Below are 14,302 nucleotides of genomic sequence, written 5' to 3'. Positions count from 1 at the left end.
TGATATAGGCCGAATCTAAGTAGAAACTTGTTGATCCTCTTTTTTATTTTTCTCACCTCTCAACGGAATTGAATACTCGTAACTATATTGAACACCATTGTAGCCTTCACTTTTGTAAACTGATACAGTTTTATTAAATCCATTAGCGATTGTGGCGGTGGTTATTTTAAGATTTTTATCAATATACACCTTATCGTTTACTTTTGATACAGCATCAATAAAAATCCCCAATCGCATTTTGTTGCTTGTAATTTTTTTTACTTTAACTATTCCATCAAAATCAAGGTAATCAACTTGCCAAACCTGCCTTTCATTTACTCTATATCCTGAATAGCTAATAGACCGAATATTTTTGAACGGGATTATTTTTACGGATGAGTTTGTGATAATGTAAAGATCGTCATCGTCATGCTCCAACTTTATATGGCTCACCAACGCAAAGTATATCTTTAATAGCCCCCACAAAGTTATACTTGCTAAAATATAGGAGTACCAAAGTCCGCCGGTTGATGCAAATACAAAAACCGTTATACCAACGGGTATAGCAATCAACCCGTAAAACACACCGCCACCTGATATATCGTTGCGAGCCATGTTATTTATCGTTATTTACAATTTCATATTCTGCCAGTAAATTCACATTCGGGTCAACGGTCAGCTCACCGGCTTGCGTTGGCGCGGCTATGTTCAGGTCGAGTGCTTTGTCTTTCATCTCGGCGGTAAAGTTGGTGCTGCCTATTTTCAGGTCAACCTTAAGTTGATAAACCTGCGGCTGCAACTGCTCAATATGCAGGTGAATACCATGATTGGTTTTATCTGTTTCGTAACTGATACGCAATCTCGGATGCCCTGCCGTGTACAGCCATTGCTTAAAAAACTGTTCCAGGTTTTGGTTACCTGCCTTTTCCATCACTGCCCTGAAATTTTCAGTACCGGCATTGCCGTTTTTGTAGGTGCTGTAATAGGTGCGTATGCCTTTAATAAAATTGGCATCGCCTAATTGACGCCTCAGCATGTACAGCACCCAGCTTGCCTTTTGATAGCTGTTGGTGTTAAGCAGGTTGATATCGGCTTTTTCATTAGTAGTATCAACCACCGGGGTCATACGTTCCTTTTCAAAAGCGAATATACCCTTGCGGTCGGTTATCATGCGCTTGCGCAAACTATCCGCACCGTACTTATGCTCGTGATAATAATGCGTAAAATAAGTTGCAAAGCCTTCGCTAAGCCAAACATGAGCCACACCGCTTTCGGTAGCGGCATCGCCAAACCATTGATGAGCTACCTCGTGGGCTACCAGCGCCTCAATGGCCTTATCATTCACCGAATTTTCGTAGTAAAAAATATTGCTGGCGTTCTCCATACCACCAAAAATGGTTTTTGACTGTACGTTGGCCAGCTTTTTATAAGCGTACGGCCCAATCTGCTGATTGTAGAAATTCAGTATTTCGGGCGCGCAGGCGTAGGCTTTAAATCCGTTGCTTTTATCCTGTTTAAAAGTGTAGGCATTTACCGGTACCTGGTTCACAAACTCGGGCGTACTGATGGCAAAATCAGCCACCCCTATAACCATTACCTTGGTAGATACTGGCACATCCTCATGCCAATGGGTAGTTTTATTTTCGCCAGCTTGCTTTTCGCTTACCTTTAAGCCATTAGCCACAACGCTGTAATGGGCAGGCGCGGTAACAATAAAATCGACACCGGCTTTATCGGCCACATCATCAACACATGGCAGCCACTTACGTGCCCGGCGCAGCCAGTTATCACCAAAAAAGGTACGATCACCATATTTATTTTTGGAGATGATCAAACCATCAGCAGGTACGCCGCTATAGGTTATACGATAAGCATGGTTAGTGCCTGACTTGGCTGTGGTTTTTATAACCAGCTTACCATCAGCATGCACATATGGCAACTTTTTACCGCCCTCGGTAACGGCAAGCACCTGCATACCCTTACCTTTAGATGCTTTATTATCCAGATCAAACGCTATCGATTTAATATCACGACATAAGGATAATTGAATATCAGCCTGCCCTTTGATCTCATCATTCTGATCATTCAGGATTATATTAAAGTTATAATGCTGCACATCAACAGCCGAGCCGGGAACTTGTGCCCGGAGTTGTATATTACCGGCAAGCAGCGCAAGGGAAAGTAGATATTTATACATAGGTCAATTATCAAGAGTAATAATAAACAGATTAATTGACATTAGGTAAATTCGTAAATACTTATTCCTCACCAATATATTTCTGATCTATCTGCTTATTGGCCTTAGCTCCCAGTTTTTTAATTTTTTCGGCTGTTATGGTGAGGTTGCCGCGGCCATCGGTTAGTTTGTTCAAGGCCTTGTCATAAGCATCCTGACTTTGCTTTATGTTTTTGCCGATGCTTTCCATATCAGTTACAAAGCCTACAAATTTATCGTACATCTCGCCGCTCAGGCGGGCTATCTCCAGCACGTTACGGTTTTGGCGCTCCTGTTTCCACATGCTGGCAATGGTGCGCAGCGTGGCCAGCAGGGTTGAGGGGCTCACAATCACCACGCGCTTATCCCAGGCATCGCTAAACAGCTCGGCATCTATCTGTACGGCTATGCTGAACGATGATTCGATAGGGATGAACAGCAATACAAAATCAGGCGAGTTGATCTGGTACAGATCGTGATAGTTTTTTGACGACAGGTTGTGCACATGGCTCCTTATGGATTCGATGTGCGCCTTTGAGTACAGCTTACGCTCTTCCTCGCTCTCGCTGTTCACCAGTCGCTCGTATGCAACCAGCGACACTTTTGAATCGATGATCAGGTGTTTTTCATCCGGCAGATCGATAACCACATCGGGCTGCAAACGCATGTTCTCATTGGTAGTCATGCTGGCCTGTATGCGGTATTCCTGGTCCCTAACCAAACCCGAGCGCTCCAGCACACGCTCCAGGATCACCTCGCCCCAGTTACCCTGGCGCTTGTTATCGCCTTTGAGGGCTTTGGTAAGGTTTTGCGCCTCGTCGCTTATCTGGCGGTTCAGCTCCATCAGTTGTGTAATAACACCTTTAAGGGTATTACGCTCGGCAGCCTCCATATTGTAAACTTTGTCAACCTTTTCTTCAAAAACCTTCAGGTTCTCTTTTAGCGGACCAAGTATATGGTCAAGGTTGGTTTTATTTACATCAATAAATTCCTTTGATTTTTCCTTGAGCAGCTTTTCGGCAACATTTTCAAATTCGCGCTGAAAATGCTGGCGGGTTTGCTCAATATCCGTTTTTTGCTCCTGTAATTTTTCCTGTTGTGCCTTGAAGTATGAACGTGCGCTCTCTAATGATTGATTGGCCTGCGCCAGTTTTTCGCGCTCCTGTACCAGTTCAGTGGCCAGCCTGTCTTTTTCTTCTTTTAAAAAGTGGGTTATATTTTCCTTTTCGGCAGCGAGGCCTATGGCTTTCTCTTCGGCTTTTGCCAATGATACCCGTAATGTGTCCACCTCATTTTTAAGGCGCACCAATTCATCGGTATCAATAATATTGGCCTTTGGCTTTTTTACAAATAAAAGCACCGCCACAAGCAATATAACAACGGCAACAACAACTAAAACAACAGGCATCATTTTGATAAAAATATTAGCAAAACGAAGGTAGCATTTTTTTAAAAAAGATATTACTTAAATTAAGCTCAAACTTAGTTTGAAGCAATTTTTAAAAATGAAGAACGCGGCATTATTAAAGGTTATGATTGTATTTTCACTATCCTGCTCACAACCGCAAATTAAGCACTCTTACAATTCCTTTAAAAACATTCCTGCCACTGCATTTAAATTCGACAAATATTACATCAATGTTGACAGTGTAAATCATCACCGAAACAGGGCACATATAACTTTTTACAGTATAGCTACAGGTAAGGTTTTAAATACACAAACCTTCTCCATGATATGCCAGGCTGATAAAAAAAAGCCGATATATATTAACGATCTGGAAAGGCAGATCAAAGCATACGATGGCAAGAACATCTACATTAAAACATCAGCTAACACCATGAATTGCCTGCTAATGCCGGTTAATTAAAGCAGCTAACTGAATTTTTATGCTTTGCATTTAATTAAAGCATTACCTAAACTTTATATTCCATACATCGCCAATTCATAGCTTAGAACAAAATACACCTATGAACGAAGATGTACTACCACTGAGCCAAAATTATAATGGCAACAATTACCACTAATACCAAAAACGAGATCGGTACTTCCTTGGTAAAGAACCAAAACTTCTTTAGTGTTGCGGCCGAAGCCTCAAGTTCGGCCTTAAGCTTTTCGACCTGGACCTCATTCTCTGCTGCTTCTCTTTTCATGATCTTCACATTAGGCATCTTTCGCCCGTCCTGCGAAGTTACAGGATAAAAGATGTAAAGATGCTTCGGGGTTTGCAGATAGATGACCGGGACGTTATTGATCAGCCGTTTGAACTGGTAATGCACTACTTCGATAGGTTTGCCATCTATCCTAACGCCGCCTGCCCAAGTGAGCCGGGTGCGGCTGAAATGAAAGTATAGAATCATACAGAGGATGATGACGGGTGCGGCCATAAATGCTAATGTGTGATGCCCGAAGTACTCATTGACGGCCCGTGCGTGCGTGTTTAAATACGGAATAGCGCTGTAGGCTGCCGCCTGGCATAACAATATGAGGCTGCCGAGCCAAAAAACCATACAGAATGAAATAAAGGCGATCCGCATATTTCCGCAGTTCATTTGCACTGTAGTAGGGCTTTCAGCCTGAATATAGGTTGATTTATTGTATGGCACGTGAATTAAACATTCAGCGAGGCCATTTGTGTGAATTTACGGCCGATTAGAAACAACTTGAGTCCACTTTTACTCGACAGCTTTGGCGTAAGGAGCAACCCCATAATGAAACAGCGATCGGGAGTTGATTAAAGGCTGATTATTTCAGATAAACATAAGGACAAATTGGTTTTCTGAATGTGTAATGTATTCAGATTCGATCAGCTTGTCAAGATTGGCTTTCAATAATGTGGTTAGATCCCTAATATTTGTAAGAGTATATAAAAAGGTTGGTAGTATCTTTGATAGCCCCCAAATAAAAAAGGCTTTACGAACATTCGCAAAGCCTTTTTTTTAAAGGTGTGGAGAATATCGTTCCTTCTTTTGAAATCTCTCCAAGAAACAACTTATTTCACCCTTTTTAAATGTTTACATAGTAATGTGTCTTTACCTCCATTGTTCATTTCACCTGTAGAAAGAAAAACAAAATGAACAAAGTATTAATCGTATGGAATTTTGTATGTCACCTTGCCCTACTTCGATTAGGTGTACACAAAACACTAACTGACAATGGATTGACTAAATTATAGCAAAACGATGACTTTTTGTCTTGTGAAAAAATGGCATAAAGGCAGTTTTTAATGCCACATGAACGCAGGTTTATAATATATAACTTAATTGTAACAAATTTATTGTTATGCTAAAGAAATTGGCATAACATTAGATGAGAGAGAAACGGTTAGCCTGCAAAGTTTGGCGACGGATGCAGGCTTGACCGATTATTAGTTACACTGCTTTTTCAGCAGGGCATATTTGTTTTAAACTGCGCAAAGGTATAAATAGTTTCAATATTTGAAATTTTCCCTGCCTCATTAATTCCATCTATGCTTATTGCTTTTTGAGTATTTAAATAATGTATAGAGTATGGACAAAACACACAACGTATTTATGAGCCACCATGGCAAAGATGATGACCATGTACAAAGCTTGAAGGAGAGGCTTAAAAGCAGCGGCTACAATGTAAGAAACAGCTCTGTCGATAGCACAAAACACACTGCTGTTAGACCTAGTAATTCGCAGATTGCTAAGGATCTCAAAAATGGTATTTCTTGGGCTGGAACTTTTATTTGTTTAATTGGCGAAAAAACACACTCTCGCCCGTGGGTAGACTACGAAATTAAGCAAGCTCATTTGTTAGGTAAAACTATAGTAGGAATATACCTACATGGCTGTAAGGATAATGTAGAATTGCCTGAAAGTTATAAAAGATATGGGGGCCCTGTTCTAGGTTGGAACTCCCTTGATAAGTTGGGTGACGCCATGGCAGGTTGTTCAATGCCCTCTGAAAATGCTGATGGTTCGACACGAACACCAATTTACACTATTACAAGAGTTAGATGTAGCGCATAAATATGGGATATTATTCATATAAAATAGAACATGATTTTGGTTTAGCTCCAAACCCCTTCGGTGAATTTTGCACGTTGGCAATTTGCAAAGGTGCCATTAGAATGAACAAGCGTTTGAAAATCGGCGATTGGATATTTGGAACCGGAAGCGTCAAGTTAAAAAAATTGCATTACTTAATTTATGCGATGCAAGTTGACGAAATGATGAGTTTTGAAAAATACTGGGATGACCCTAGATTTCAATATAAAAAGCCCGTGTTAAATGGGAGCTTAGTACAGTTATATGGAGATAATATTTACCATAAAAATCCTGCAACCGGTGAATGGCTACAAGACGATTCTGCTCATTCTTTAGCTCAGGGCGTTAAAAACAGTGCGCATTTAGACGCTGACATAAAGGGTGAGCGAGTGTTAATAGCAAAAAACTTTTACTACTTCGGCGACCAAGCTATTAAAATACCTGATGAATTTTTAGCAATTTGTAGCGAAGGTCGTAGTGTTAAAAGCATCGCTATACCGACCAAAGATGCGGATGGATTTGTTAGTTGGCTTGAAAAAAAACATGATCCAGGCATACACGGAGACCCGATAAACTGGAAAAATCATAAATAAATTATGGCAATATTTACTAAACAGCAATTCGAAAATAAAGCAAGGAATAAAGCCGGATATACCGGACTTAGCGCTCACTTGACCGAAAACAGGGCTTTTTCTAAAAGCCTAGCTACTACATCTATTTTTCTCTCGCATTCTCACAAAGACCGGCCAATAGTTGAGCAGGCGAAGGTCTTTTTCCAAAATTTGGGCTTAAGTATATATGTTGATTGGGCCGATGAAACTATGCCCGAAAAGACTAATGGTATTACTGCCGCAAAGATTAAGATAAAGATTAAAGACAACGACAAGTTTATCTTATTGGCTACGAACGACGCAGTATCATCCAAATGGTGTAATTGGGAGGTCGGTATCGGTGATAGCTATAAATTAAACAACGATAAAATTTGTGTATTGCCACTTGCCGACAATAGTAAAACTTGGGATGGTAACGAATATTTACAGATATATCCACGTATAGAAGAAAGCGAATATACCGACGATTATTATAAAGTGATTTATCCCAACGGTAGCACTGAATCATTAAATGATTGGTTAAAAAAATAAAATGAATTTTACTACACAACAAAAAGACTTCATTGAAAAGTTTGTTACTGAAGTTATAAATGGGGATGCAGCAATTTTTGCCGGCGCAGGGCTATCGGCATCCGACGGCTTTGTAAATTGGAAAGAGCTGTTACGTGATTTAGCGTCCGAAATAAATTTAGATATTGATAAAGAATATGACTTAATATCGGTCGCCCAATATCATTTCAATAAACACAAACGTGGTAAAATTAACAATAAGATAAAGAATGAGTTCTCTACTCTAAGTAAGGGGAGCGAGAATCATAAAATTTTAGCTAGGATCGGGATATCTACTTTCTGGACAACTAACTATGACAAGCTGATTGAAAAATCTTTGGAAGAAGAAAACAAAACGGTTGAACTCAAAATTAAAAATGAAGACTTCTCAAGCAACATCAAGAAAAAGGACGCCACAGTTTATAAGATGCATGGTGATAAGGATTCACCAGAATCTGCTGTCCTGATTAAAGATGATTATGAAAGTTATAATGACAAAAGGGAATTCTTTTCGATTACTTTACGAGGCGACTTGTTATCCAAAACCTTCCTTTTTATCGGGTTCAGTTTCGACGATCCCAATTTAGATTATATTTTAGGTCGAATTAAGGTTTTATTAAAAGATAACACACCTGTACACTACTGTTTCTTTAAATCAGTTAATGAGAAGGATTTTGACAAATTAAATATAACTCCGGAGCAGAAAAAGGAAGCTTTCTTGTATGCAAAAATTAAACAGCAACTTAAAATCGAAGATTTATTAAGATACGGCATTAATGCTATAATGATTGATGACTACCCTGATATAACTGATATATTAAGGGAAATCGAAAATAGGCTAAAAAGAAAAAATGTCTTTATATCGGGTGCAGCAAATGAATATGCCCCATTTACAGAAACTATAGCCAAAGGTTTAATTCATGATTTAAGTTATAAACTAGCGAAATATGCTTATAAAATAATTTCTGGATTTGGCTTGGGAATAGGAAGTTTTGTGATAGAAGGAGCACTCGATTACAAGCTCAACTCTAAATATCGCAACTTGGATGATTTATTAATACTTAGGCCATTTCCTCAAACACAATCGGGCTCTAAAAGTTTAAAAGAAATATGGACAGATTACAGAAATGACATGTTGTCTTATGCAGGAGTGGCAATTTTCATATTCGGAAATAAAATTAATGACGAAGGGAAGTTGGTGAACTCCGAAGGCATGCTTGAAGAATTTGATATATGTATTAAACAAGGTGTGATTCCTGTTCCTATTGGTAGCACTGGTTGGATGGCAAAAGATTTATGGGAAAGGGTGAATGCCGAAATGGATAAATATTTCCCTTCTGATGCTAAGCTTAGAGAGTCTTTTGTTGGGCTAGGTAAAGATGGTTTATCTAACGACGAGATTGTAAAAAATGTAATTGAATTTATTTCACGCTTACAAAAGCTCTAAGGTAAACTGAATGTTTTGAACTGGTGAGTTTTGTGGCAGTTCGATTTTACTATTAATATTCCATTTAGGTGGATATGAATATTTTATATAAGACCCAACAGGTCTGTATATTTGTTTAATCCTTGATCGATTTGATAAGCCGGATACTTCGGGATGAGCTACTCTTGAATATTTGTCCGTTTCACAAAATAAATTTTGGCAATCAATTAATTGAAGTGGGCGATCCCATAAACTCTTGAATTGTAAATTTAATCTCTCAAATTCACGATCTTGGCTTTCCGTCACAAATCGGATAATATCAGCCTCAGAGTAATCGCCTAGGTCAACAAAACATTTTTTTATACCATCTTTTGCGCCAGGTCCTGGTACGACAAAGTCCATTTCGCTAAAATTGGTCAACTCACTATAATTAATATCAATTGCATACTGATATGCTAAAAATGTACCTATAGTTGGATATTCTAATAATAACGTAAAGCTTTCCTGTAGTGATTTAGCATTTTTTAACTTATCAGCTAACTGTGACTTCATCATGCTTTCTATGAGCTTTAGGTGATTCTCGTGCTTTCGGTTATAACCAAACGTACTTTTTCCAGATGCCATTATATAAGCGCCAGAATATATAGACTCTTTGATAGTTAAAGCCTGATGCAATATTTTGTTATACCTATCAAACGAGTATTCTTTCCAAGAGATTAAACCTAATTCATGCTGAAGCAGTTCCCATGTTTCAATTTTGTTAAATATTTTAAATAATAAAATTCTAAATAGTGTTTCATTTATATCAGTATCCCCACTGTATATGACATTATTAATAAGATATTGACTAACCCGATCAGAAGCCCTATAAGCGTTTGTAAACTTGTGTTTATTCAAAATTGGGTCACTCGTCAGTTTACCTTCGCCCTTTATGCGATTAAAGAATATGTTTTGCCGCTCAGTTGCAAACTTCCAATACGTGTCTAATACATAACTGGCAGTCGGCTTCTTTTTTTTGTTAAATATCGTAATCATCAGGTACAAAAAAACCGACTGATGTCGGCTCACTTACTAATTATGTCCGCTTTAATTAATCAATGGAATAAAATCAATCTGTTTACTATTCATGTTGAACAGAACTTTCCCCCCATTATATTTAATTAGCTGTCTGAATATTTTATAACTTGACAGAATAGCTTTTTCCCACTCCTTTTCAGTTCGAACATTCACTTCAAAGCTATCAGTCATTTCTTTGATTATCCTAAGTGTGACCTTACTGACTTTTGTTTTACGCTCAAAAAAGTTCTTTTTGCGCGCTTCGTTAAATATAATCAAAGAAACAGCCTCTTCCGTAATGGTTGCCCTTGCTCCGTCCTCTATTTCATCTATTATGGGATCACTCTTCCGCTTCTTTTTCATCATTGCTCTAGCACAAGGAGACCAGCCTAAAAGCGTAGCAAAAGTGTAATGAAAAATATCATGATAGCGATAGTAATCATTTACAAAAGAATTATCGTTAATAATATCTCCTAACTGTTGATCATTGAATAAAACTTTAACTTGTGGTTTAATTGAGTCAGGAACTTCATTAAAAGAGACAGAGAACTCTCTTGGCAATTGTTCATGCGTTGCAAATGCAGAGTCTAAATGAGCGATATAATTATCTTGGTTTTTCATTTACAGCATTAGATCTTTTTTTAATAAGACTATCTACTTGACTCAAAGATACTGAATTTGATTTAATTGAGTCAAGTTGATTCGATATACCCATAAACTGTTCCTCTTCTTTAATTCGTTTTTGATATCCAGCCTCTTCGGCTTTCGAATCCCAATACACTTTAACAAATAACGCAATGAAAAAGCCAATTATTACTGTCAATAAATATTCATTTCTCAGTTTCTTCCGCTCTACATCTTTGATTTTCTCGGAAAATTCATTCTGTAAATCATCTATCTTTTTCATTAATGCGCTGGGAGATGCCATTTCTCCTTTCTTTAAAGCGTCAATATAATCTGGATCGATACCATCTTGCCCTTGATGGTGATTGTCTTTTTTGTTGTAAATTTCTTCCTTACTTGCCTCTGATTTTAGTTCTGCAAACCAAATTAAAAAATATTTGATTCCGGTTTTTAACGTAAGTGTCGACGGTCCTGCGTTGTAAACGGAAAACAATAATTTCCCATGAAAACCAGGATCAACATGAAAGCCAGATACGTTCACTAGCCCTTTTAATTTATGTTTGGCTTTGATTGAAATGAACGCCAATTTATTAGGTGGAATATTAACCGTCTCTTTTGTCAACAACAGTATAAATTGGCCAGGGTTTATTTCAACGGTCTTATTTTTGTCGTCTAAGCTTTCGATTTTCCCCTGTGGTGCATCTGTTCTATATACTTCTGAACCCAAAGAAAGTTCATATGCAGCCTGCTTGATGTTCTCTTCCTTAAAGCCAGAAATAATTTTATCGCTTAAAAATTCCTTGAGATCGGATGGTCCTAAAAACATAATGATAAGATTAGACTACTAAAATACTAATTATCCACCTGTAAATTTCTTTTAAAAAAAATTTGCAAAAGTAAATTTTCCTCCCGTCCTTCGCGCCTCCAAAAAAAATACAACTTATTGATAATTAAATAATTATAATAAATACTATAAATATATTAATGGCTAATACTAAATTTTATATCGAGAAGCGGAAAGACCCAAATGGGGATTTAATAGTAAAAAATGTACCAATACTTTTATCTTTTAGCTTCAATGCTAACCGTATGTGGATTCAGACTGGCGAGCGTATAGACGCCAGTAAATGGGATGAAGACAAGCAAAAGGTTAAAAGCTCAGCCATTGGCGCTGGCGAGATTAATAATTTGCTGCAGAAGAAGAGAGAAGATATTATGGCCATTTACAGAAATGCAATTGTGGCAGGTGTTGAGCCATCAATTAAATACATACGGGAAGCATTAAAAGGCAACAAGATCACTGCACGTAAATCCGTGTTTCAGTTATATGAGGAATTCATAAAATCAAATGCCAATTTCTCCGAGAGCACTATAAAAAAGTTAAATACCAACCTGCAGCATTTAAGAGGCTTCTCAAAGAAAGAAGGTACTATTGAATTTAAGTATATTGATGATGCGTTCATTAACAGGTTCGAACGTTATTACATCAATGATTTAAAGCACACCAATAATACTATACATAAGAACATAGGGAACTTTAAATGGTTTCTCAAGTGGGCTAGCAAAAATGGCTATGCGTCAGAAATCAATCTTTCAATAAGTGGCAACATTCGTCAAAGCGAAAATGAAATAGTTGCACTAACAATAGATGAGCTTAAAGCCATAATGGATTTAAACTTCACAGATTTTTATATGTCGGTTGCCAAAGATGCCTCCTTTTTGGCTGTTTTACTGGTTTACGGTTTTCAGATATTCAGAAGTTATGTAAAGTGGATATTGACGGCGACTATATCAATGTGGCCGTTCAAAAGACAAAGAACTTTCTTCGACTCCCTTTGAACAGCCAGGCAAAAGCGATACTTGAAAAATATAAGAGTACTCCAATTACTTTAGCCATCCCAGTTTATACAGGGCAAAAAATAAACAACAATTTAAAAAAGATCGGTGCGAAAGCTAAATTGATTAGGCCGATTACTAAAATAAGATATAGCGGAGCTAAAATGCTCATGGAAACTTTGCCCTTACACGAAATCCTGCATTTTCACTGCTCTAGAAAGACTTTCATTAGCTATATGTTTAGCCAAGGGATTTCGCCTGAAATCATTATGAAATTATCAAATCACAAAACACATAGAAACTTTGCTCGATATAATGACATACAAGAAAAGCAAAAATCAGATGCATTAAACCTTGCATTTAATAAGTTACTTTAATAGCAATGATGGGTGACGGAAACGTTTTACGCAGAAATTTGTATTCTATAATTATATAAAATATTATATAGTTATTTCATTAAATATCTGTAACAATTAAACTCCTGTTTTTTATTTTAATAGCAATTATAAACTATATAAAAATTAAGTTATATATATATAGCCTATTAATTGTCAATTGATTAAATCTTTTCTATGCCTTGTAAAGTTTTTAAATTTCTTTCTCTTTTGCTATTGTAGCTGATGTCAAAAGCGCATTACAAATTAGAATGATAAATAACTTAAAAACAAAACATGACAAATTAATTTTTATGCCCAGCCCGATAGAGGCCAAGGGGATAGCGATCCCTTTCCAAACGGAGTTTGGAACTCTCATCACCAGTTTCTTATTACACATCAATAACAGCATTGAGCAATGTGTAACGAATGCGGTTAGAAATGCTTTAGTTGAATTAAAGCAAGAATCTGCCCATCAAAAAAATGAGGAGTTAGAAGCCGGTTTTATAACCCGTGCTGAAGCTGTAAAATTCCTTAAAATTTCCTATCCAACTTTACATCGCTATCAGAAGGCCGGCCTTCTGCCATATCACAAAATTGGAAGGAAAGTATATTTTAAACAGGCCGATTTAATATCAGCTACTAAAGTCAAAATGAAAGGAGTAAGATCATGATCGATAATGCTGCTTTTATAATTGAAGATTTTTCAAACCTGGAGTTTGAGCATCTGACTGAACGGCTAGATATAGATTGCCCCATTAACAAAAATAAAGTATGGTTTGATCTATCTAAATTAAGGATAAATTATTTTCCCTAACAATAATAAACTACTGATAAAAAACTCTATGCATGGCTACTATAATGCCATGCATAGTAACCTCAAGCAATGGGTTAATCACAATGATTTTACGTTTTCAAATTTTCAAGTGTTGTGTGAATCTTGGTCTAAGATAGTTTTCGAAAGACCTATTGAAGATTTTAAGTTATCGACAAATTTTGAGACCGGAATAAATGTTAAGATTGATAAATACTCTCAATGGGATGTAATAAGTCGTTACATGAGCTACGGCACATCATCAATAAATGAATTTTATACATGTCCACCTCACAATTTGAAAGGCAAGCCAATACAGCGAATGTGTTATTTAAGCGATTATAAATTAAAAGCATATAATAAATCTAAGCAAGCAGAAATTGCAGTTAAAGATATTTTACGCTACGAAATTGTATATAATGAACTTAGAAAAATAAGGAATGTATTAGGTTTTAGCAAAAACGATAGGATCACACTGCAAACGTTGAATGATCAGGAAATCTGGCACAAGTTATTTTACGGACTGTTGAGTATGTATGATGCAATAAAAAAGATACCCTTAATTGATACCTATCAAAATGAGGAGGATATTTTTAAAGTTCATTCCTATTGCAATAAAATCTTAGCAGATGATTTGAAGCTTAATAAAAATATAAATACATATAATAAAAAGCGCAAGTCCTGTAGAGAGGTTTATAATCGATATGATAAGTTAGCCAATAATTATCATCAAGTTGTTCGTGAAAAATTAATTAACAAATTTAATTCACTAGTAAATGTACATCAGTTTCAGGGCTTGTAATATAC

The 14,302-nt window shown here is 36.9% G+C and carries 16 protein-coding genes; 9 read left to right on the top strand and 7 right to left on the bottom strand.

Annotated elements, in window-relative coordinates; all coding sequences use genetic code 11:
• Positions 1-15 precede the first annotated feature (15 nt).
• The 3 genes from LJ707_RS18820 to LJ707_RS18810 all read right to left on the bottom strand — a co-directional run bounded on the left by LJ707_RS18820 (position 16) and on the right by LJ707_RS18810 (position 3,605).
• Entirely contained in the window at positions 16-594 is a 579-nt protein-coding gene (locus LJ707_RS18820; protein WP_228953980.1) for a hypothetical protein, read from the bottom strand.
• A gap of 1 nt (position 595) precedes the next feature.
• Positions 596-2,176, bottom strand: a complete 1,581-nt coding sequence (locus tag LJ707_RS18815) for a M1 family metallopeptidase (protein WP_228953972.1) — start codon at positions 2,174-2,176, stop codon at positions 596-598.
• 61 nt (positions 2,177-2,237) lie between these two features.
• Positions 2,238-3,605: a DNA recombination protein RmuC gene (locus tag LJ707_RS18810; RefSeq protein WP_370632425.1), complete on the bottom strand. Its 1,368-nt coding sequence runs from the start codon at positions 3,603-3,605 to the stop codon at positions 2,238-2,240.
• A gap of 94 nt (positions 3,606-3,699) precedes the next feature.
• On the opposite strand from LJ707_RS18810, the gene LJ707_RS18805 reads away from it, so the two are divergent.
• On the top strand, positions 3,700-4,062 hold the full coding sequence (locus tag LJ707_RS18805; protein WP_228953970.1) for a hypothetical protein: 363 nt from the start codon (positions 3,700-3,702) through the stop codon (positions 4,060-4,062).
• A gap of 115 nt (positions 4,063-4,177) precedes the next feature.
• On the opposite strand, the gene LJ707_RS18800 is transcribed toward LJ707_RS18805, so the two are convergent.
• Complete coding sequence (locus tag LJ707_RS18800) at positions 4,178-4,702, bottom strand: hypothetical protein (RefSeq protein ID WP_228953968.1); 525 nt, start codon at positions 4,700-4,702, stop codon at positions 4,178-4,180.
• Between the two features lie 999 nt (positions 4,703-5,701).
• Between LJ707_RS18800 and LJ707_RS18795 the strand changes: the two genes are divergently transcribed.
• From LJ707_RS18795 to LJ707_RS18780, 4 genes are read left to right on the top strand one after another with little or no spacing between them, the layout of a single operon-like run.
• Complete coding sequence (locus tag LJ707_RS18795) at positions 5,702-6,187, top strand: TIR domain-containing protein (protein ID WP_228953967.1); 486 nt, start codon at positions 5,702-5,704, stop codon at positions 6,185-6,187.
• 2 nt (positions 6,188-6,189) lie between these two features.
• Entirely contained in the window at positions 6,190-6,798 is a 609-nt protein-coding gene (locus LJ707_RS18790) for a hypothetical protein (protein ID WP_228953966.1), read from the top strand.
• Positions 6,799-6,801: 3 nt separating this feature from the next.
• Entirely contained in the window at positions 6,802-7,347 is a 546-nt protein-coding gene (locus LJ707_RS18785; RefSeq protein WP_228953965.1) for a toll/interleukin-1 receptor domain-containing protein, read from the top strand.
• 1 nt (position 7,348) lies between these two features.
• Positions 7,349-8,812: an SIR2 family protein gene (locus LJ707_RS18780; RefSeq protein WP_228953963.1), complete on the top strand. Its 1,464-nt coding sequence runs from the start codon at positions 7,349-7,351 to the stop codon at positions 8,810-8,812.
• Here the strand turns inward: LJ707_RS18780 and LJ707_RS18775 are convergent.
• The 3 genes from LJ707_RS18775 to LJ707_RS18765 are packed head-to-tail and all read right to left on the bottom strand — an operon-like array spanning position 8,798 to position 11,297.
• Entirely contained in the window at positions 8,798-9,826 is a 1,029-nt protein-coding gene (locus tag LJ707_RS18775; protein ID WP_228953961.1) for a nucleotide kinase domain-containing protein, read from the bottom strand. The genes LJ707_RS18780 and LJ707_RS18775 overlap by 15 nt on opposite strands.
• A 51-nt stretch (positions 9,827-9,877) precedes the next feature.
• Entirely contained in the window at positions 9,878-10,468 is a 591-nt protein-coding gene (locus LJ707_RS18770) for a hypothetical protein (protein ID WP_228953957.1), read from the bottom strand.
• Positions 10,452-11,297: a hypothetical protein gene (locus tag LJ707_RS18765; RefSeq protein ID WP_228953955.1), complete on the bottom strand. Its 846-nt coding sequence runs from the start codon at positions 11,295-11,297 to the stop codon at positions 10,452-10,454. The genes LJ707_RS18770 and LJ707_RS18765 overlap by 17 nt, the downstream gene beginning before the upstream one ends.
• Before the next feature lie 158 nt (positions 11,298-11,455).
• Here LJ707_RS18765 and LJ707_RS18760 point away from each other — a divergent pair, with 158 nt between their 5' ends.
• The 4 genes from LJ707_RS18760 to LJ707_RS18745 all read left to right on the top strand — a co-directional run bounded on the left by LJ707_RS18760 (position 11,456) and on the right by LJ707_RS18745 (position 14,297).
• Positions 11,456-12,310 (top strand): phage integrase SAM-like domain and Arm DNA-binding domain-containing protein, encoded by an 855-nt coding sequence (locus tag LJ707_RS18760; protein WP_228953953.1) that lies wholly within the window; start codon positions 11,456-11,458, stop codon positions 12,308-12,310.
• Entirely contained in the window at positions 12,241-12,684 is a 444-nt protein-coding gene (locus tag LJ707_RS18755; RefSeq protein ID WP_228953951.1) for a hypothetical protein, read from the top strand. Before LJ707_RS18760 ends, LJ707_RS18755 begins: the two co-directional genes overlap by 70 nt.
• A 269-nt stretch (positions 12,685-12,953) precedes the next feature.
• A complete protein-coding gene (locus LJ707_RS18750) occupies positions 12,954-13,355 on the top strand; it encodes a helix-turn-helix domain-containing protein (RefSeq protein ID WP_228953950.1) in 402 nt (133 codons plus the stop codon).
• Between the two features lie 171 nt (positions 13,356-13,526).
• The gene (locus LJ707_RS18745; protein ID WP_228953947.1) at positions 13,527-14,297 is read left to right on the top strand and encodes a hypothetical protein; all 771 of its coding nucleotides are present in this window, start codon (positions 13,527-13,529) and stop codon (positions 14,295-14,297) included.
• Positions 14,298-14,302: the final 5 nt, after the last annotated feature.

The organism is Mucilaginibacter sp. UR6-1, assembly GCF_020880975.1.
In the GTDB taxonomy this organism is placed as follows: Bacteria; Bacteroidota; Bacteroidia; order Sphingobacteriales; family Sphingobacteriaceae; genus Mucilaginibacter.
The sequence above is the reverse complement of the archived record's forward strand: the minus strand, read 5'-3'. Positions and strand labels throughout refer to the sequence as shown.